The sequence below is a fragment of the Ruegeria sp. AD9 genome, assembly GCF_056542305.1.
Genome location: NZ_JBQFZP010000007.1, coordinates 84805 through 103516 on the forward strand (window position 1 = coordinate 84805; position 18712 = coordinate 103516).

23 protein-coding genes and 1 other RNA gene are annotated in these 18712 nt (G+C 56.9%); 13 read left to right on the forward strand and 11 right to left on the reverse strand.

The genetic code is table 11. The annotated features are described in order from the left end of the window. Window positions 1-2: 2 nt before the first annotated feature. From dxr to ACR0AM_RS12355, 9 genes are all read right to left on the reverse strand, one after another. Complete coding sequence (gene dxr / locus ACR0AM_RS12315) at window positions 3-1175, reverse strand: 1-deoxy-D-xylulose-5-phosphate reductoisomerase (protein WP_480603673.1); 1173 nt, start codon at window positions 1173-1175, stop codon at window positions 3-5. After that, on the reverse strand, window positions 1175-1957 hold the full coding sequence (locus ACR0AM_RS12320; protein WP_480545597.1) for a phosphatidate cytidylyltransferase: 783 nt from the start codon (window positions 1955-1957) through the stop codon (window positions 1175-1177). Before ACR0AM_RS12320 ends, dxr begins: the two co-directional genes overlap by 1 nt. Continuing rightward, a complete protein-coding gene (locus ACR0AM_RS12325) occupies window positions 1954-2685 on the reverse strand; it encodes an isoprenyl transferase (RefSeq protein ID WP_480472659.1) in 732 nt (243 codons plus the stop codon). The genes ACR0AM_RS12320 and ACR0AM_RS12325 overlap by 4 nt, the downstream gene beginning before the upstream one ends. A 9-nt stretch (window positions 2686-2694) precedes the next feature. Beyond that, window positions 2695-3258, reverse strand: a complete 564-nt coding sequence (gene frr, locus ACR0AM_RS12330) for a ribosome recycling factor (RefSeq protein ID WP_480472657.1) — start codon at window positions 3256-3258, stop codon at window positions 2695-2697. 181 nt (window positions 3259-3439) lie between these two features. Next, a complete protein-coding gene (gene acuI / locus ACR0AM_RS12335; RefSeq protein ID WP_480623058.1) occupies window positions 3440-4435 on the reverse strand; it encodes an acryloyl-CoA reductase in 996 nt (331 codons plus the stop codon). 106 nt (window positions 4436-4541) lie between these two features. Continuing rightward, window positions 4542-5645, reverse strand: a complete 1104-nt coding sequence (locus ACR0AM_RS12340; RefSeq protein WP_480623059.1) for a dimethylsulfoniopropionate demethylase — start codon at window positions 5643-5645, stop codon at window positions 4542-4544. Beyond that, window positions 5646-5780 carry a DinB family protein gene (locus tag ACR0AM_RS12345; RefSeq protein WP_480623060.1) on the reverse strand — a complete coding sequence of 45 codons (135 nt, stop codon included), beginning with the start codon at window positions 5778-5780 and terminating at the stop codon, window positions 5646-5648. 153 nt (window positions 5781-5933) lie between these two features. Continuing rightward, complete coding sequence (locus ACR0AM_RS12350) at window positions 5934-6638, reverse strand: DUF1326 domain-containing protein (RefSeq protein WP_480623061.1); 705 nt, start codon at window positions 6636-6638, stop codon at window positions 5934-5936. 4 nt (window positions 6639-6642) lie between these two features. Then, the gene (locus ACR0AM_RS12355) at window positions 6643-7407 is read right to left on the reverse strand and encodes a DUF2182 domain-containing protein (protein ID WP_480623120.1); all 765 of its coding nucleotides are present in this window, start codon (window positions 7405-7407) and stop codon (window positions 6643-6645) included. A 115-nt stretch (window positions 7408-7522) separates the two neighbouring features. Between ACR0AM_RS12355 and ACR0AM_RS12360 the strand changes: the two genes are divergently transcribed. The 9 genes from ACR0AM_RS12360 to ACR0AM_RS12400 all read left to right on the forward strand — a co-directional run bounded on the left by ACR0AM_RS12360 (window position 7523) and on the right by ACR0AM_RS12400 (window position 14514). Further along, a complete protein-coding gene (locus ACR0AM_RS12360) occupies window positions 7523-8254 on the forward strand; it encodes a FadR/GntR family transcriptional regulator (RefSeq protein ID WP_480623062.1) in 732 nt (243 codons plus the stop codon). A 117-nt stretch (window positions 8255-8371) separates the two neighbouring features. Then, window positions 8372-9772, forward strand: coding sequence for a selenium-binding protein SBP56-related protein (locus tag ACR0AM_RS12365; protein WP_480623063.1), 1401 nt, complete (start codon window positions 8372-8374; stop codon window positions 9770-9772). A gap of 13 nt (window positions 9773-9785) precedes the next feature. After that, entirely contained in the window at window positions 9786-10436 is a 651-nt protein-coding gene (locus ACR0AM_RS12370; RefSeq protein ID WP_480623064.1) for a hypothetical protein, read from the forward strand. A 65-nt stretch (window positions 10437-10501) separates the two neighbouring features. Then, on the forward strand, window positions 10502-10864 hold the full coding sequence (locus tag ACR0AM_RS12375) for a DUF4345 family protein (RefSeq protein WP_480558454.1): 363 nt from the start codon (window positions 10502-10504) through the stop codon (window positions 10862-10864). 36 nt (window positions 10865-10900) lie between these two features. After that, window positions 10901-11247: a transfer-messenger RNA gene (ssrA, locus tag ACR0AM_RS12380) on the forward strand. A 100-nt stretch (window positions 11248-11347) separates the two neighbouring features. Continuing rightward, a complete protein-coding gene (locus ACR0AM_RS12385; protein ID WP_209503996.1) occupies window positions 11348-11779 on the forward strand; it encodes an ester cyclase in 432 nt (143 codons plus the stop codon). A gap of 131 nt (window positions 11780-11910) precedes the next feature. Continuing rightward, entirely contained in the window at window positions 11911-12726 is an 816-nt protein-coding gene (locus ACR0AM_RS12390) for a chromate resistance protein ChrB domain-containing protein (protein ID WP_480623065.1), read from the forward strand. Beyond that, window positions 12723-13976: a chromate efflux transporter gene (gene chrA / locus ACR0AM_RS12395; RefSeq protein ID WP_480623066.1), complete on the forward strand. Its 1254-nt coding sequence runs from the start codon at window positions 12723-12725 to the stop codon at window positions 13974-13976. Before ACR0AM_RS12390 ends, chrA begins: the two co-directional genes overlap by 4 nt. 76 nt (window positions 13977-14052) lie before the next feature. Beyond that, window positions 14053-14514, forward strand: a complete 462-nt coding sequence (locus ACR0AM_RS12400; protein ID WP_480472635.1) for an SspB family protein — start codon at window positions 14053-14055, stop codon at window positions 14512-14514. A 27-nt stretch (window positions 14515-14541) separates the two neighbouring features. Here the strand turns inward: ACR0AM_RS12400 and ACR0AM_RS12405 are convergent, their stop codons facing one another. Then, window positions 14542-15105, reverse strand: a complete 564-nt coding sequence (locus tag ACR0AM_RS12405) for a hypothetical protein (RefSeq protein ID WP_480472633.1) — start codon at window positions 15103-15105, stop codon at window positions 14542-14544. 206 nt (window positions 15106-15311) lie between these two features. Between ACR0AM_RS12405 and fumC the strand changes: the two genes are divergently transcribed. From fumC to ACR0AM_RS12425, 4 genes are read left to right on the forward strand one after another with little or no spacing between them, the layout of a single operon-like run. After that, window positions 15312-16706 carry a class II fumarate hydratase gene (gene fumC / locus ACR0AM_RS12410; RefSeq protein WP_480623067.1) on the forward strand — a complete coding sequence of 465 codons (1395 nt, stop codon included), beginning with the start codon at window positions 15312-15314 and terminating at the stop codon, window positions 16704-16706. Further along, window positions 16706-16882 (forward strand): DUF4169 family protein, encoded by a 177-nt coding sequence (locus ACR0AM_RS12415; protein ID WP_480516943.1) that lies wholly within the window; start codon window positions 16706-16708, stop codon window positions 16880-16882. Before fumC ends, ACR0AM_RS12415 begins: the two co-directional genes overlap by 1 nt. Beyond that, window positions 16879-17100, forward strand: a complete 222-nt coding sequence (locus ACR0AM_RS12420) for a ribbon-helix-helix domain-containing protein (protein WP_267364385.1) — start codon at window positions 16879-16881, stop codon at window positions 17098-17100. Before ACR0AM_RS12415 ends, ACR0AM_RS12420 begins: the two co-directional genes overlap by 4 nt. A gap of 59 nt (window positions 17101-17159) precedes the next feature. Next, on the forward strand, window positions 17160-17762 hold the full coding sequence (locus tag ACR0AM_RS12425; RefSeq protein WP_480623068.1) for a DNA-3-methyladenine glycosylase I: 603 nt from the start codon (window positions 17160-17162) through the stop codon (window positions 17760-17762). Between the two features lie 3 nt (window positions 17763-17765). On the opposite strand, the gene ACR0AM_RS12430 is transcribed toward ACR0AM_RS12425, so the two are convergent. Continuing rightward, window positions 17766-18647 (reverse strand): fructose bisphosphate aldolase, encoded by an 882-nt coding sequence (locus ACR0AM_RS12430; protein ID WP_480623069.1) that lies wholly within the window; start codon window positions 18645-18647, stop codon window positions 17766-17768. Window positions 18648-18712 lie beyond the last annotated feature (65 nt).

Consider the following 18712-nt stretch of genomic DNA (forward strand, 5'->3'; position numbering starts at 1 on the left):
TTCTATCCTGCTCGTTCCATCACAGTGTTATCGACCCACTGACGTGCCAGATGGTCGGTTTGCTGTACGTTATCAAGTGTCATCGGGGCATCAATAAGGCCACCCGTTGCGTCAAACCTGTCCAATACGGCAGAAACGGTGTCCGCCATATCAAGAAAGCCGATCCGGCGCGCAATGAAGTGATCCAGCGCGCGTTCCTTGGCGGCATTGAATACCGCGCCGGCCAGCCCACCGCGCTCCATAACGTCCCAAGCAAGTTTTAGGGCTGGATAGCGTGTGAGATCCGGTTCGTTAAAGCGCAGCTGAGCCAGCTTTGCCAGGTCCAGCCGCTGAACCGGCAGCTTCTGCCTTTCCGGCCAGTGCAACGCATACCCTATGGCATGGCGCATATCGGGGGCGCCCATATGTGCCATCATTGCGCCATCTCGAAACCCGACCATTGCATGGACAATGGATTCAGGATGAACCAAAACTTCGATTTGATCCGGAGATACTCCGAAATATTCTTTTGTTTCTATTACTTCCAACGCCTTGTTGAACATCGAGGCACTGTCGATTGTGATCCGCTGTCCCATATCCCAATTCGGATGGCTGGACGCTTGTTCGACGGTGGCGTTTGCCAGATCCTTCAGCGGCCAGTCGCGGAACGCTCCGCCACTTGCGGTGATAATCACGCGTTCGACCGTTTTGATATCTTCGCCAACCAGCGCCTGAAACACGGCAGAATGCTCACTGTCGACCGGAAGCAAACGCGCGTCATGGTTTTTTGCAGTTTCCAGAACCAGTGATCCGGCGCAGACCAGTGTTTCCTTGTTGGCCAAGGCCAGTGTCGTCCCTTGTTTCAGGGCTTCGATCCCAGGCGCAAGGCCCGCTGCCCCGACGATTGCTGACATGACCCAATCCGCCGGACGCGCGGCAGCCTCGGCAATTGCGTGCGGCCCGGCCGCCACTTCGACCCCACTGCCTGCCAAGGCGACGCGCAGGTCCTCCAACCTGTCTTCGTGTGCCGTGACAGCCAGATCGGCGCGCAACCGACGAGCGTCATCGGCAAGTTGTTGAATATTCGCACCGCCGGTAAGCGCCACCACATCATAGCCTTCGGGATTACGCGAAATCAGATCAAGCGTGTTTTGCCCGATCGAACCCGTGGCGCCAAGAACGGAAATCCGTCGCATTACATCTCACCCGGCGTGTACAGAAGCCCTGCGATCAGAACAAACACCGCAGCCCCCATCATGCCGTCGAACCGATCCAGAAAGCCGCCATGGCCGGGGATCAGGTTCGAACTGTCCTTGACCCCGAACTTACGTTTGATCGCGCTTTCGATTATGTCACCCGCCTGGCTGGCCATTGATGCGAAAACGGAAACAACAACAAAGGCAAATCCGAAACCCGCGTGGCTTGCGAAGGCGATACCGACACAGGCCGCGGCAGCCCATCCGCCTGCCGTTCCAGACCATGTTTTCTTGGGGCTGACCTTTGGCCAGAACTTGGGCCCTCCGACCATTTTGCCCACAAAATAGCCCGCCACATCCGTGGCCACCACCACCGCTATCAGCCAGACCATCCAGCCAAATCCCGAGTTTTCGCGAATGGAAATGAATCCCAGACCAGCCGCAACAATCCAGACCGCGAACAAGCCGTATAAGGTTTTCGAACGACCGATCTGTCCCATACCCACCAAAGCTGGCGCAAGCACGACAGGGAGCGTATATAGCGCCGGCAGGTGGTAGCTGAGGATAACGGCAAACGCAGTCAGAACGCCCAACTGCACGGCCACACCCTGGCTTTCAGGGTCAATCATCCGGACCAGTTCCCAGGTCATCAGGCCACAAGCAGCTGCAATGAAGACCTCGAACCAGAGACCGCCAAGCCAGACTTCGATCGCCCCTATCGCAACCAGAACGGCGGCAGAAAGGACCCGGCTCGTCAGATCAGACCACCGGCCATCACTCATGCCAGAACCGCCCCGTACCGGCGCTCTCTGGCCCCATAGTTGCGACATAGCCTTTCGAGTTCTGCTGCGGTGAAATCCGGCCACAACGTATCTATAAATTCATACTCGGAATAGGCGGACTGCCACAGCAGAAAATTTGAAATCCGTGCTTCGCCACTGGTTCGAATGACAAGGTCGGGATCCGGAAGAACGCGTGTATCCAGATACTTAGGCAACGTTTCTTCATCCACATCCTCGGGTTTAAGCCGCCCGTCGGCCACATCCCGCGCGAGACGTTTGGTGGCGCGCGCTACCTCGTCCCGACCGCCATAATTCAGGGCGACCGTCAGATGAACAAGGTCGTTGTCCTTGGTTTCTTCTTCCAGTGAATCCATCAATTCGATCAGTTTTGAATCCAACCTTACCCGATCACCTATGAACCGAACCCGGATGCCATTATCCGCCAGGGTCCGTGTCTCCTTGATGATGTAGCGCCGAAACAGGCTCATCAACCCGGCCACCTCAACCTGCGTTCGCTTCCAGTTCTCAGTCGAGAATGCAAACACAGTCAGATACTTGATCCCCAGATGTGGGCAGGCCTCAACAACCTCGCGAACACGGCGCGCACCGGCATGGTGCCCAAACAGCCTGGGGCGACCACGCGCCTGTGCCCAGCGGCCATTGCCATCCATGATGATAGCGACATGGCGCGGGCCGCAGACCGGATCGGTTTGGGGATCTTTCGGCATCAGACCAGATCAGACCTGCATGATTTCAGTTTGCTTGGTTTCAAGCGCCGCATCTACAGCCTTGATCATCGCATCCGTGAGATCCTGCACTTCGCTTTCCCACAGCTTCTGGTCGTCTTCAGACATACCGTCCGCTTTTGCCTTCTTGATCTGATCCATGCCGTCCCGGCGCACATTGCGGATCGCGATCCGGGCGCTTTCCGCATATTGGCCAGCGACCTTGCCCAGTTCACGCCGACGCTCTTCGTTCAACTCGGGAATCGGCAGCATTATGATTGTGCCGTTCAGCTGCGGGTTGATGCCCAATCCGCTTTCGCGAATGGCCTTTTCAACCTTTCCTACCAATGACTTATCCCACACATTTATAGTGACCATGCGCGGCTCTGGGACGTTGACGGTGCCCACCTGGTTGATCGGTGTCGTCGAGCCGTAAGCGTCTACCATAATGGGCTCAAGCATCGAAGCCGAGGCGCGCCCGGTTCTCAGCGAGGCAAATTCGGTTCTCAGATTGGCCATTGCGCCATCCATGCGGCGTTTCAGGTCATCGGTGTCCAGTTCGAAGTCGTCAGACATGCTGCTCACTCCCCGTATTCAGGTACTCTTTGGATGGGTCTTACGCCATCACATTTGGGATGTATAGCAATCATGAGGCGGTTTTGTACCAATGGCCAGAGGTGTTGCGATCATTTTGTACCAAACGCACCTTCGCAAAACCCGACACGGCATCGTATCGGGTTTAGGCTGTCATCTGCGCTCAGGCATTCACATCGACAACAACGCGCCCTTTGACCTGCCCTTTCAGAATATCGGCACCCAGTTGCGGAAGATCAGACAAGGCCGCCGGTTGCACCATCGACTCGAGCTTGTCCATCGGCAGGTCGGTGGCGATCCTTTGCCAGGCACGAACCCGGTTTTCATAGGGCTGCATGACACTGTCGATGCCCAAAAGATTCACACCGCGCAGCAGGAAGGGAATCACTGTTGCAGGCAACGCCGCACCGCCCGCCAGACCCACGGCCGCGACCGAGCAGCCGTATTTCATTTGCCCAAGCACACGCGCCAGCATCGCACCGCCCACGGCATCCACGCAGCCTGCCCAGGTTTCACTTTCCAACGGGCGCTTGGTAGTCTCATTCAGCTCATCACGGGGCACTATTGTCGTTGCACCCAGCGATTTCAGATAATCACCGGTTTCGGGTCGCCCGGTCACGGCAGCCACCTGATAGCCGAGATGACCCAGAATGGCAGTGGCCACCGACCCGACACCACCGGCCGCCCCGGTTACCAGAACCGGGCCGCGATCGGGGGTCAGCCCGTGATCCTCAAGCGCCATCACGGCCAGCATCGCGGTAAACCCGGCGGTACCAACAGCCATCGCCTGCCGGGTATCAAGCCCATCCGGCAGAGGAACCAGCCAGTCCGCCTTGGCACTGGCTTTCTGCGAATAACCACCCCAATGCGCCTCGCCTACCCGCCACCCGGTCAGAACAACCTTGTCACCCGGCTTGTAACGCGCATCGGTCGATGCCTCGACAGTACCGGCATAATCAATTCCGGGGACATGCGGATAAGCACGCACCAAACCGCCCCCTTTGGGGGACAGGCACAGACCATCCTTGTAGTTCACTGTGGAATATTCAACCGCGACCGTGACGTCGCCATGCGGCAGATCATCCAGCGAAAGCTGTCTGACCGACGCGCTCGCCAAACCGCTTTCTTCGTTCTTGTCCATCACAAGTGCATTGAACATCTCTCAATTCCTTTCGTGTTTCTGTAACCGGCCCGCTGCTTCACTTGGCCTCAAATATCCCGGGGGAGTCGCGCAGCGACGGGGGCAGCGCCCCCAAAACCCCCCTTTAAATCCAGAAATGCGGCTGCACGGTCGCGCGGCGCATTCCATCTGGTGTTTTCACGTCCAGCTCCGTTCCCGCATCCCAATGGCTCAGGCGTACCATGCCAATGGCGACGTTGGTGTTGAAATCGGGTGACCACGCGGCCGAGGTCACCTGCCCCACACGCTTGCCGTCCGCGTAAAGGCCCCATGGGCGGTCGCAGCCCGGTACAGGATCGCCGGCAATGGCGACGGGGCGGATTTGCTGAACAGGCCCTTCCTTGGCCACACGCAGCAACGCGTCCCGACCGATACAGCCAATCGCGGTATGTGTGTTGCAGAACTTGCCCAAACCGCACTCATGCGGGGTGTTGTCGTCGGTCATGTCATTGCCATAAGACAGCAGACCACCTTCAATCCGTTCGATCACGTTCGGGCATCCGGCGCGCACCTGCAAATCTTCCCCTGCTGCAAACAGGGCGTTCCACAGGGGCATGCCGATATCGCTGCCTTCCACATAAATCTCGAACCCGCCTTGTTTGGAATAGCCCGATCGCGCCACAGCCAGATCGCGACCTTCAAACTGGAACATATCGAATTTGAAGAACCGGATGTCGCGCACCCGGTCGCCAAAGACACGCGCCATCAGGTCGTCGGCTTTGGGACCCTGAACAGCAAGAGGTGACACATCCGGTTCGTCCACCAACACATCCAGACGATATCCAACGGCGATTCCCTTGACCCACAACAACAGGTCGCTGTCAGCAATTGAAATCCACCAGCGGTCTTCGGACAGTTTTACCGCAACCGGGTCATTCAGCATGCCTCCGGTTTCGTCCACGATGGGGACATAGAAACATTGCCCCGGCAACATCCCCCGTAAATCGCGCGGGGTCAGCATCTGCATCAGGCGCGCGGCGTCCGGTCCGCGCAGCTCGATCTGCCGCTCGCATGCGACATCCCAGACCTGCACATGGGATTTCAGATGCCGGTAATCGGCTTCGATGCTGTCGAAGACCGTGGGTAACAGCATGCGGTTGTAAACCGTGTATCCCTTGACCCCTGCGGCCTCGACCCCTTCTGAAAACGGTGTGCGCCGCAAGCGGCGAGAGGCGGAAATCTGCGGCATTCAAACCTCCTTGGGCATAAAGACGATGTCGCTGACGGGCGTTTGCGAACCAACTTCGGTCAGCATTTTGTGCAATTGATCCCGGTGGTGGGTCTGATGGTTGAAGAAATGGATGACACAGTTTTCGTAAGACATTGTGATGTCGACCTCTTTTACGACTAAGCACCTTTTGATTGGCCCAAGCAACAGTCAGTTTCTGATGCGACAACTATTGCAGAAACCCGGCCAACTGCGAGTTTTGCCAGTGATTTTACCGCGCCATCTCTTGCGCAAGTGCGCCTGAGATCATCACTTGGGCCCGTGCCAATCAATCGGACAGATTTCAGCGGACTTGCCGCCAAAATCCCAAACGCGCCCGTAGTCGCGCACTTTCGACTTGGTGCCGCGGGCCACGATGATGTCAGGACCCATCCAGTATTTTGAGTTTGAAACCATCACGGGATGTTCGGGGTCTTTGCCCGCCAGCATCTCGATCTCACCCTGAATCTTGCGGCCGATCATGATGCGGCGCTTGGTGCCGTCACGCTCGATCTGAACCGGCGCCCGTTCGGCCCCGATGATTTCGCTGACGAGCATGGTGAACAGACCGGTGGTACCGCCCGCCTGCCCGCTGAAGATTTGCAGCAGCCCGTTATAAGCTTTGCCGCTGGCGCGCTCATCTACGTAAGCCGCCACTTTCCACTGGCCTTCGCCCATCCGGCCGGGAATATCGACCAGCAGGCCGACATTCAGACCTGACAGGTCCTCGCCCTCGTAATGGCCCTCATCAACGACAATACCCATCCAGGCATGACAATGCCCTTCGGTCGGAGGGTGCGCGCCCAGTGAAACGACGCAGGGACAGAACACATCACACGAGCAGTTCAGGATCAACTCACCCTTGATGGCCCAGTCAGTCGGGCTCATCTCGCGCCGCTTGGGATTGGGCAGCCGGCTGTCGATGCGTTGGCTGACGGGCAACCGGTCGGCATCTGGTTTTCTGTTCTTAGCCATTGGCTTATCCTCCGTAGCTAATAGGGTAGACGAGCAGGACAAGACCGCCCGCAATCAATACAAATCCCACCGGTCGGGTTACAGCATGACCGATCTGGGGAAGTTTCTCCAAAACCATGAATAGGGTCGCAAGACCCATCCACAAAAGGCTCATGACACCGCCCACAAAACCCAGCGCCATGAAACCCCAGCAGCATCCGACGCAGAAGGCACCAAGGCCCAGACCCATGCGAACACCGCCCGCAAATCCGGTTCTCCAATGGCCCAGGAAATAGGCCATAGGGGCGTGGCACACGCCATGGCAGACCTCTTTGGCGCGCGAGAACTGAAACGCGCCAACCGCGATCATCAACCCGCCCGCAACCCAGCCGGACCTGGCAATGCCCAGCATATCAATCACGCCACCAAACAGCAGAGCCCGCTGCGTTCCCGCGATCACAGCCGCAAAGCCGACCCAGACCAATGAATACCCTGCAAGTACACCCAGCCAACCGGCACGGGTGCCATTGGCACTGCGGATCAGGTCGTCATAGTTTCGCAAGGTTGGCACAAGTGTCGGCAGCATCATGGCCGCCATCATGATCGCCCACATCCAGAACAGCGTGCCAAACTCGGCCATCGGCATGTACATATCCATGCGCGGGTCCATCGCAGCCATGGCCTGCCCCATGGGCCCCGGACGACCAATCAGGTCAAGGTCCATGTCGCGGCCCATCGCGAACATGACCCACCACGCCCACAGGATCAGGACATAAAAGCCCAGCCACATTCCGCTGCGCAGCCAAGTACGACTCACTTCGGCCTCCCGACTCAACTCTCTTGCTTTTCAAATGTCAGACTTTTAAATGTCAGACAAATAAAAATTTACTCAGGGTCTTCTGAACATGAAAACCGCGCCTCGGAAAACCGCCGACCTGTCTGCCCAGATTGCGCAAGCCATCCGGGACGCGATTGTTTCAGGCGAGTTGATCGTTGATGCGCGCCTGCCCTCGGAAGCGGAACTTTCCGAGCAATTTCAGGTCTCGCGCCCAACGGTGCGTGAGGCTTTGAAACGACTTGCGGCGCAGTCCCTGATCCGTACGCAGCGTGGCGCTACCGGAGGTGCGTTCGTGAACCGCCTGAGTTTCGAAGATGCCTATTCGCAGCAGATCACAACCTCGACCCTGCTGCTGTCGATGAACGCGGTCAGCTTTGATACCGCCTGCGAGGCCCGCTATGCGCTGGAGCGCGCCTGTGCCCCCCTGTCTGCCCAAAGACGAACGGCGGATCAGCTTGCCACGATGCGAGCGGAAATATTTCGCCAGTCCCAGCCCGGCCTGACGGATGAGGCGTTTTGTGCCTCAGACGTCACGTTCCACAGGGCCCTGGTGGACGGGGCCGACAACCCGGTCCTGTCCTATCAACTGGCTGGCGCGGTCGAGGCGATGCAGCCTTTGATGAACATGATTACCTTCACGGCACGTTCGCGCGAAGAAATCATCGCATTGCACACCAGAATTGCAGACGCGCTTGAGGCCAGAGACGCAGATACCGTCGACGCCGCGCTGGTCGATCTGGAATACTACACACAGCAACTGGCCCACAATGTGGCCGAACGCAAACGGAAACCGGCCTGAGGGCTTAAACGGAAACAAACTTTCAAAGGCAAAGGTACGAGCAGGCAGAATGTCATCCGGCGTCAAGACCGGAACTCTCAATAAGAATTGAATGACAATGATTTACGGGAGGACGTTATGAACAAAAGACCGGACCCAACCTTTTATCCGTCAGCCAAGCTGGCAATGGAAGGCCCTGCTGAAACGCTTGCTTTCACGCTGATGCTCAGCCCCGACTTTTCGCAACCTGACGGGCTGGCAGTTGTGAATGTCGATCCATCCTCGGCCGATTTCGGGAAGATCGTGCATCAGGTGATCATGCCCGAAGAAGGCGACGAGTTTCACCATTTCGGTTGGAATGCCTGTTCCTCATCGCTGTCACCGCTCAGCGGTCATGCGTTTCTGGAACGTCGCTATCTGATCATCCCCGGTATCCGTTCCAGCCGGATATACATCATCGATGTAAAGAACCCGCTTGAGGCGAAGATTCACAAGATCATCGAACCCGAGGAAGTCTTTGATAAAACCGGGTATTCACGACCGCACACGATCCATTGCGGGCCGGAAGGCATCTATGTCAGCACGCTGGGCGGCGGCGGCGAGGACGGCACGGATGGCCCTCCGGGTATTTTCATCATGGATTGTGAAAGCTTCGAGATCATCGGGCGCTATGAGATCGAGCGCGGCGTGCAGGACAAGCATTATGATTTCTGGTGGAATCTGCCGCGCGATTACATGGTCAGTTCCGAATGGGGCCTTCCCCCGCAATTTGAAAACGGGCTGGTGGCCGAGGATCTGCTTTCGAACAAATACGGTCATCGAATCCATTTCTGGAACCTGCGCAACCGGACCAATATTCAGACCATCGATCTGGGCGAAAACCACCAGATGGCGCTGGAAATCCGGCCCGCGCATGACCCGGTCAAACAATACGGGTTCTGCGGCGTTGTCGTAGATACCACCAACCTGCAAGGCGCAATATTTACCTGGTGGCGCAACGACGACGGCACGTTCGAAGCCAAGAAAACGATCACCATCGACCCGCAACCCGCTGATCCTGATGATCTTCCTGATCTTCTCAAGGGGTTTGCCGCTGTACCGCCACTGGTCACCGATATCGACCTGAGCCTGGATGACAAATACCTTTATGTCGCCTGCTGGGGCACCGGTGAGATGCATCAATATGATGTGTCCGATCCGATGAACCCGACCCTTGCCGGGAAGGTCGAGATCGGAGGGATCGTCAAAAAGACCAAGCATCCGAACGGTCAGACCTTTGGCTATGGGCCGCAAATGGTCGAGATCAGCCGCGATGGTAAACGTGTCTATTGGACCAATTCGCTTTATTCCACGTGGGACGATCAGTTCTATCCCGAAGAAGGCGGTGCGGCCATGGTCAAGGCGGATGTCGGCGAGAATGGCGGGCTGGTCTTGGATCCTAAGTTCTGGGTCGATTTCCCCAAAGGATATCGCAGCCACCAAATCCGGCTGGAGGGCGGAGATTGTTCAACCGACAGTTTCTGTTACCCTTCGGTCTGAATTGGAAATCCTGATGACATCAACGGCTGGCCTTTGGCTGGCCGTTGTTCTGAGCGGCGCGTATCACGGGCTGAACCCCGGGATGGGCTGGCCGCTGGCGGTTTCCTCGGCCCTGATGGAGCAGCGCCAATCCGCCCTCTGGCGCGCGCTGGCAGCTTTGGCCGGCGGGCATTTTGTTGCTATGCTGGGTGTCCTTCTGCCCTTTGCCCTGATGGCCGTTCTGGTTGATTATCAACGGGAAATCCGCATCGGGGCTGCGTTGATTGTCATCGCGATGGGGCTTTACGTTGCGATCACCCGCCGTCACCCCCGTTTTCTGTCGCGCATACCACCCAGCAAACTGGCGCTGTGGTCGTTTTTCGTGGCGCTTGCCCACGGGGCCGCCCTTATGCTGGTTCCGATCTATCTTGGTCTGTGCCAGTTGGATGAACTGGATGCCGGTCATCAGGCGATCTCCAAAATCATGACAACAAACGGTCTGCTGGTTCTGGGAGTTGCGGCCTTGCACACCGCCGCCATGGTTCTGGGCGGAGGGTTTCTGGCCTTCGCTGTTTATCGTTGGCTGGGGCTGCGTTTCCTGTCCCGCAGCTGGTTCAACCTTGAACTCATCTGGGCTCTCAGCCTTGTTTTGGTTGGTCTTTTGGGGCTGTGGTCGGCGGTTTAATCGCTTTCCTTTGGGCCGTAACACACTATCTTTAGGTGCTGATATTACAATTCAATGAGGCCCGGATGATCACGACCCTGAATGTCATTGCCGCGTTGCTGACAATCGGTTTTGGCCTGTTCGGCTTTCTGGCGCCAGTTCATACCGCCAACGCGCTGGATCTGGCACCCACCAACAGCACCATGGGTCTGAGCGAACTGCGCGCTTCGGTCGGAGGGCTGTTTGTCGTCTCGGGCATTGCTGTCATCTGGCTGAATGCTCCGATGGCCTACACGATGCTGGGCATTGCCTATGCCGGTGCCGCACTGGGCCGCTTCCTGTCACTGGCGCTGGATAACCCGCCTTTTTTGAAGGCAGCGACTTTTGGAGGAATCGAACTGGTTCTGGCGATATGGTTGATCGCCGCAAACTTCAATAGGGCCGCGTAACGCTCTGTAATTAAAGCCAACAAAGATGTGTAATCCGGGTTTGCATCCGTCGCTGACCTCACCTATATATGAGGTGTCCTTCGGGACTATGGACATAAACGCGCTCGTAATAAGCGGATCGGACCCGGGGGCGGTACCCGGCGGCTCCACCAAAATCCTTCGTTTGAGGATCACGGGGCCGAAACAGGATCGACGAACGTCTAAAGGGGTAAGCTTTGTCTCGGCTGTCTGCCACCGTTACCGGCGAAAACAGTACAATTGCAAACGACAATCGTGCTCCGGTTGCAGTTGCTGCGTAAGCAGTAACAAGACCGAAACTTAAGTCCTTGCGCCTAGCCGCGTAAGGCGGGGTTCGCAGGTGCCTGGCAACAGAAACCTGCACTTCCCCCCCAATATGTCTAAGATTTACGCCGCCTTTGCGCAGATTCAGAGTTTGTTCATTCCTTTTTGCCATCGTGTTCGCAGTTGGACAGGAGCGTTGGGATGACGAATTCAGAGATACTCAGATCCTGGTATTCTGAGGTTTGGGAAAACGGAAACACCGAGGCGATCGATCAGTTCTTTGCGCCCGAAACCATGGCCGAGGGGCTGATCCCCGAAATGCAGGTGGGTGCAGACGATTTTCGGGATCTCGTCACGGCATTTCGCCATGTCCTGGGGGATATCAAGGTGGATTTGCCCAAGATCATCGAGAATGGCGATTGGGTATCCGCCATCCTGCATGTGCAGACGTGCCGGGCCGATAATGGTGCCCCTTTGGAGGTCACCGGTCAGGTCATGGCCCGGTTCAAAAACAATAAGATGGTCGAAGCGTATAATCATTTCGATTTCATCTCGTTTTTTGAAGAGATGGGTCAGTTTCCTGCCGACACCCTTCCGGTGTGCATGACCGGTCAGAGGCTCGACTGGGCCTGACGGTTCAAACCGTAAACTTGACCCCCTACGTTCTTGCGCGGTAGCACTGATGCAGGGGGTCAGCTTGCGAACACCCCGTGAGGCGTCAGCCCAAGCTTCGCATGGATCCGAATGACTAAAGGAGACATGCTATGGCTGCCCTTAACGCCATCACACCAACTCAATTGAGCCGGTTAATCGGAACGCCTCAGGTGCCCGTTCTGATCGACATACGCACCGACGCGGATTTCAGTGAGGACCCGCGGCTGATACCTGGATCAATTCGCTGTCCGCACACGGAAATCGACGCAATAAGCCGTCTGATTGGCAACGACCCTTGTGTAATTATTTGCCACAAGGGCAAAAAGCTCAGCCAGGGGGTGGCGTCCTGGCTGCGCGGGATGGGCAAAAACGCCGAACATCTGGAAGGTGGGTTTGAAGGGTGGCCCGAGCAGCGCGAGGCGCCGTTGATCCCACAGTCGATTCTGCCGGCGCTCATTAATGGCAGCACATTGTGGGTTACGCGCCAAAGGCCCAAAATTGACCGCATCGCCTGCCCCTGGCTGATCCGCCGGTTTGTTGACCGCAAGGCACGGTTCCTTTTCGTCGCGTCGGAAGAAGTTCAGGGAGTCGTTGATCATTTTGATGCCACCCCCTTTGACGTTCCGAGTACATTTTGGACGCATCAGGACAGCGGCTGCACATTTGACACGATGATCCGGGCATTTGACCTGCGAACCGAGGCGCTTGAGCGTATGGCCAGGATCATTCGCGCTGCGGATACCGACCATCATGATCTGGCCCCGGAAGCCGCTGGGTTGCTGGCGTTCTCGGTAGGTTTGTCCCGCCAGTATCGCGATGACCATGCTCAACTTGAAGCCGGATTGCACCTTTATGATGCTCTGTTCCGCTGGGCATGCGACGGGTTTGATGAAAAGCATGACTGGCCATCGGGTCATGGCGCATGAGACCTACGGCACTGGACCTTTTCAAGGTATTCGGACGGATCGGCTTGTTGTCATTTGGCGGCCCCGCCGCCCAGATATCGCTGATGCATCAAGAACTGGTCGAGCGCAGGCCCTGGCTGGATGAACAGACCTATCTGCGCGCGCTTTCCTTGTGCATGTTGCTGCCCGGTCCAGAGGCAATGCAATTGGCAACCTATGCAGGCTGGCGCTTGCGCGGTGTCGTGGGCGGGCTGATTGCGGGCAGCCTGTTCGTTTTGCCGGGGGCGTTTGTCATTGCTTTTCTAGTCGCGCTTTATTCAGCATTTGGCGACGTTCCATTGGTGCAATCCGCATTTACCGGCATCAAGGCGACCGTCATCGTGATCGTCCTGCAAGCCCTGCGCAAGCTGTCAGGTAAGGCGCTGACGGATATGGAACATCGTGTCATCGCGGGCCTGTCGTTTCTGTCGATCTTTCTGTTCAACCTGCCCTTCCCGCTGATCATTCTGATCGCGGCCCTGTGGGGGTATTTGCGTCATCAAGGACCCGCTGAGGCAGCCACGGCTCGGGACACGCCGCACCTTGCCCGCTCGGCCCGGACGATAGCGATCTGGTTGCCGCTTTGGCTGGGGCCGCTTGTTGCGTTGACACTCAGCGGGCACCAATTGCTCAGCGATTTGGGGTGGTTCTTTGCCCGTCTGGCCGTTGTGACCTTTGGTGGTGCCTATGCCGTTCTGGCCTATATGTCGCAAACCGTTGTGGATCAGTACCACTGGATCAGTGCAGACCAGATGATCGACGGATTGGGGCTGGCGGAAACCACCCCCGGACCATTGATACTGGTTACACAGTTTGTCGCCATGCTGGCGGGGCAGATCAACGGTGGATTCTCACTGGCGCTTGCTGCGGGCGCTGTCGCACTATGGGCAACGTTCGTGCCCTGCTTTTTGTGGATTTTCCTGACGGCCCCCTATCTTGACCGTTTGGCCACGCGTCCCCGCCTGTCTGCCGCCCTTCACGGCATCACCGCCGCTGTTGTCGGAGTGATTCTCAACCTTTCCGTGTGGTTTGCCCTGAATGTTCTTTTCGAATCGGTGCCAGATATGAATTTGGGTCCGGCGGCAATACCCGTGCCCCGGCTGTCTTCGCTCGATATCCCGGCGCTTGCGTTAACCTTTATTGCTGGAATATTGATATTTAGACTAAAATTGGGGATCGGTACGGTGCTGGTTCTGATGTCACTGGCAGGGCTGGCTGCGCATAATATCTGATCAATCCGATTATACCTGCCCTTTCGTTTCCGAACAAAACCCCTATGCTGAGCTTAACCACTTTTGAGGATGACACATGTCGCAAGGCATCGACTATGGCAACCTGATGCACACCGCCATGCGCGGGCTTATCAAGACTGTGCTGACGGATGTATCGAAATCCGGTCTGCCCGGAGCGCATCACTTTTTCATTACCTTCGACACACGCGAAGATGGCGTGGACATCGCGGATTGGCTGCGCGACCGGTATCCGGAAGAAATGACAATCGTCATGCAGCACTGGTTTGAAAACCTCGAAGTCGGAGAGAACGGATTCGCCATTACTCTCAATTTCGGGGACGCACCGGAACCGCTCTATATTCCTTATGGCGCGATCAAGACCTTTGTCGATCCATCGGTGGAATTTGGACTGCGGTTCGAAAGCCCGGACGACGAAGATGATGACGATTATGTTGCAGATGACTTGATCGAGGTCGAAGAGGAAGAAGAGGCACATCACGACGCCGATGTCGTGTCGCTGGACAGCTTCCGCAAATAAGCCTTTGAGCCCCGCCTTGCGCGGGGTTCAGCGTTTCATCAGAAATGTTTCGACTGATCGGGATTTCTGGCCGTCTATGAAGCGTGAAAATGACAGGTTCAGCCCGTCTTCGGCCAGTGTTCGGTCGAACTGCTGCAATTCATATCCGCCGTCCACGTCGATGAACAACGAAAACACGGTCAGTGTGTCGCCAACGATACGTCCCCATACGAAGGGTTCACCTTTCATCGGGTCCAGCGGAACCTCATGACCGAACACATTGCGTTTCATCGCGGCCGAGAACACATCCGGGCGGTCCGAGGGCACGAAGTCAATCGAGAACTGCTGTTCTTTTACCCGCCCGTCTAGCTTGTAGGTGGTGGTTTGCCAGCTGACGTTGAACCCGTTTTTGGTCTCGAAAATTGAAACGCTCATATCCCTTGGAGTTGAGGTTCCGTCCGCATCCACGACATTTGCCGAGCCCACATAATCCCCCAGGAACGGGGTAATGTCCGCGGCGCGCGCAGATGCGCCCAAAACGGACAGCCACAAAGCACAGACAGCAAATAACACGATCGCTTTTTCAAGCGTAATGCGATGGAAATTCGACATCTTGTCCTCCAAGGCGGCTACGAACCTATTGTAGCTGAGAGGGGGCCGCGCACAATGGCACATTCCCCGACGATAACAATAAAAGTGACGCACCCCGCGCCTATACCTTTGACGCCCTTGGGTTTAAGGTGCGCGCAACTGGCCGATTGCGTCACGGCTTGGCTGCGGCTAAACGGCATACAACAGCATACCAGACGGAGTGACAGATGTCTCAGACCCGCACCGAATCCGACAGCTTTGGCCCGCTCGAGGTTCCTGTCGACAAGTATTGGGGCGCGCAAACGCAGCGTTCGATCATGAACTTCCCGATCGGTTGGGAGAAACAGCCCATCGCCATTGTGCGTGCGCTGGGCGTGATCAAGCAAGCCTGCGCGATGGAGAACAAGGCGACCGGAAAACTGGATGCCAGGATTGCCGATGCCATCATTCAGGCCGCGGGTGAGGTGATCGAAGGCAAGTTTGACGACAACTTTCCGCTGGTCGTCTGGCAGACGGGTTCCGGCACCCAGTCGAACATGAACTCGAACGAGGTCATCGCGAACCGCGCCATCGAAATTCTGGGCGGTATCATCGGTTCAAAAGACCCCGTGCATCCGAACGATCACTGCAACATGGGTCAGTCGTCGAATGACACCTTTCCCACCGCGATGCACATCGCCACAGCGATGAGTGTTCGTGACGTCCTTCTGCCTGGGCTTGAAAAACTGGCCTCTGGTCTTGAGCAGAAGGCTGATGAGTTCAAGGACATCATCAAGATCGGCCGGACTCATACGCAGGATGCAACGCCTCTGACACTGGGGCAGGAATTCAGCGGTTATGCCCACCAGATTCGTCAGGGGATTGCACGCGTTAACGCAGCGCTGCCCGGCATCTACGAACTGGCGCAAGGCGGCACCGCCGTAGGCACCGGCCTGAACACCCAAAACGGTTGGGGCGAAGCGGTTGCGGGCCATATGGCGCAGATCACCGGCCTGCCCTTCGTGACCGCGCCGAACAAGTTCGAAGCGCTGGCTGCCCATGACGCCATGGTCTTTATGTCCGGGGCTTTGGCGACCATCGCGGGCAGCTGCTATAAGATCGCCAACGACATCCGTTTCCTGGGCTCTGGCCCGCGTTCGGGGCTTGGAGAACTGATCCTGCCCGAGAACGAGCCCGGCTCGTCCATCATGCCCGGCAAGGTGAACCCGACCCAGGCCGAGGCTCTGACACAGGTTGCTGCGCACGTGATGGGCAACAACGCCGCGATGAATTTTGCAGGCAGTCAGGGCCATTTCGAGCTGAACGTCTATAACCCGATGATGTCCTACAACCTGTTGCAATCCATCCAGTTGCTGGGCGACGCTGCCGACAGCTTTACCGAGCGGATGTTGCTGGGCATCAAGGCCAATGAGCCGCGCATCGACAAGCTGATGAAGGAATCGCTGATGCTGGTGACGGCGCTGGCCCCGACCATCGGCTATGACAACGCCACCACGGTCGCCAAGACCGCGCATAAGAACGGCACAACCCTCAAGGAAGAAGCCATTGCGCTGGGGTTTGTGGACGAGGCAACCTTTGATGCCGTTGTACGCCCCGAACAGATGATCGGCCCGAAAGACTAATGGGCAAGCCGGTCAACCTGAACCGGTATCGAAAAGAAAAGGCGCGGGCCGAGAAGAAGGCCCGCGCAGATGAGAATGCCGTCGCCTTTGGGCGCACCAAGTCCGAGAAAGCAATTGTCAGGCTTCAGCAGGACAAGCAGAAGCGTGACCTTGACAATCACGAGCTGGATGAATGAGCGGTCGGCCGATAAAACGTTCATTGACCCTCAAGGGCCACCGGACATCTGTCTCGCTTGAAGATGAATTCTGGCGGGCATTTCGCGACATTGCGAAAGAAAAAGATCAGCCAATCAATGCACTGGCCGCGCAGATTGATGTTGACCGCGACCCGGAAACCGGATTGGCCTCGGCTATTCGCGTGTTTATTCTGAACTGGTACCGAGACAAGGTTTAACACTTGTCAGATCTTGGTCGTTGGGTGTAACGTCCCAGAGGAACAAAAGGGGTACATTCATGAGCAACACAGTATTGGGGCCAGACGGTCAACCTCGGTGTTCCTGGTGCCAGGCCGCGCCGGAATTCTTTGACTATCATGACAACGAATGGGGCTTTCCGGTCTCGGATGATCAGCGGTTATTCGAGAAACTGTGCCTGGAAAGTTTTCAGTCGGGTCTTAGCTGGCGCACGATCCTGAACAAGCGCGAGAATTTCCGAGAAGCGTTTTATGGATTTGATTTCAACAAGATGGCCGAGTTCTCTGAAGTAGATGTTGAACGTCTGCTGCAAAATGATGGGATCATTCGCCACCGGGGCAAGATCGAGGCGGTGATCAATAACGCCCGCCGCGCGCAGGAGCTGGTGGCGCCTGAAGGATCGCTGGCGGCTTATGTCTGGCGGTATGAGGCGGAAACCCCGCCGCCCCCGCAATCGGCATCCACATCGCCCGAGTCGGTGGCGATGTCGAAGGACCTCAAGAAACGGGGCTGGAAGTTTGTTGGCCCCACGACGGTGTTTGCGTTCATGCAAGCCATGGGACTGGTCAATGACCATGCCGAGGGCTGTATCAGCAGAAAAAAAGCGGCACAGTTGCGCCGCTCTTTCACGAAACCCGTCTGAGGATCAGACAGAGGCTTTGAAAATCTTGTCAATATTGCCGCCCAAAGCGGCGTTGAATTCGGCGTCTGACTGCTGTTTCGAGAGACCTTCGGTCAGTGCGCGAGAGAAAGACGCGATCATTTTGCCGTTTTGACCCAGCAGGTTACAGGCCTCTTCGGTCGAATACCCGCCTGACAGCGCGACGACGCGCAGAACGCGCGGATGGTCGGCCAGTTCGTCATACAGGTTTGCCTGTGTCGGGATCGTCAGCTTCAGCATGACCTCCTGCCCTTCGACCAGCTGGTCGAGGTTCTTCAGGATTTCAGCTTTCAGAATCTCCTCGGCCTCGGCTTTGGTTTCTGAATGAATGTTGACCTCCGGCTCGACGATTGGAACCATCCCGGCGTCAGTCACTTCACGGGCGACGTCGAATTGCTGGCTGACCACGGCCGCGATGCCTTCGGCATTAGCCTCGTGGATGACCGAACGTTCCTTGGTGCCGAATACGCCTTCTGCCTTTGCCAGCGTGTCGGCCAGACCGGGGATCGGCTTCATCAGCTGAACGCCGTTGGCCTGATCCTCGAGGCCCTTGTCGATTTTCAGAAAAGGCACGATGCCTTTGACCGACCAAAGGTAATCTGCGACCTTGCGGCCCTCGATCTCTTCCCCGAGGGTGCGTTGGAACAGGATCGCACCGATGACTTTGTCCTTGGTGAAGTCATTTGCCAGAATGATCCGCGCGCGCATCTTTTGTATTTCACCGAACATCTCAGCGTCCGAACTGTAGGTCGACGCGTCAACGCCGTACAACGCCAAAGCTTTCGGGGTCGAGCCGCCGCTTTGATCCAATGCCGCGATAAAGCCTGCGCCGTTGATCATCTGCGCGCGCTGTTCTGCTTTGGCCATAGTGTTTTCCCGTTCAATGATGATTCCGATGTCTCCCCCCGCATACATCACAGTCAGGACCGATG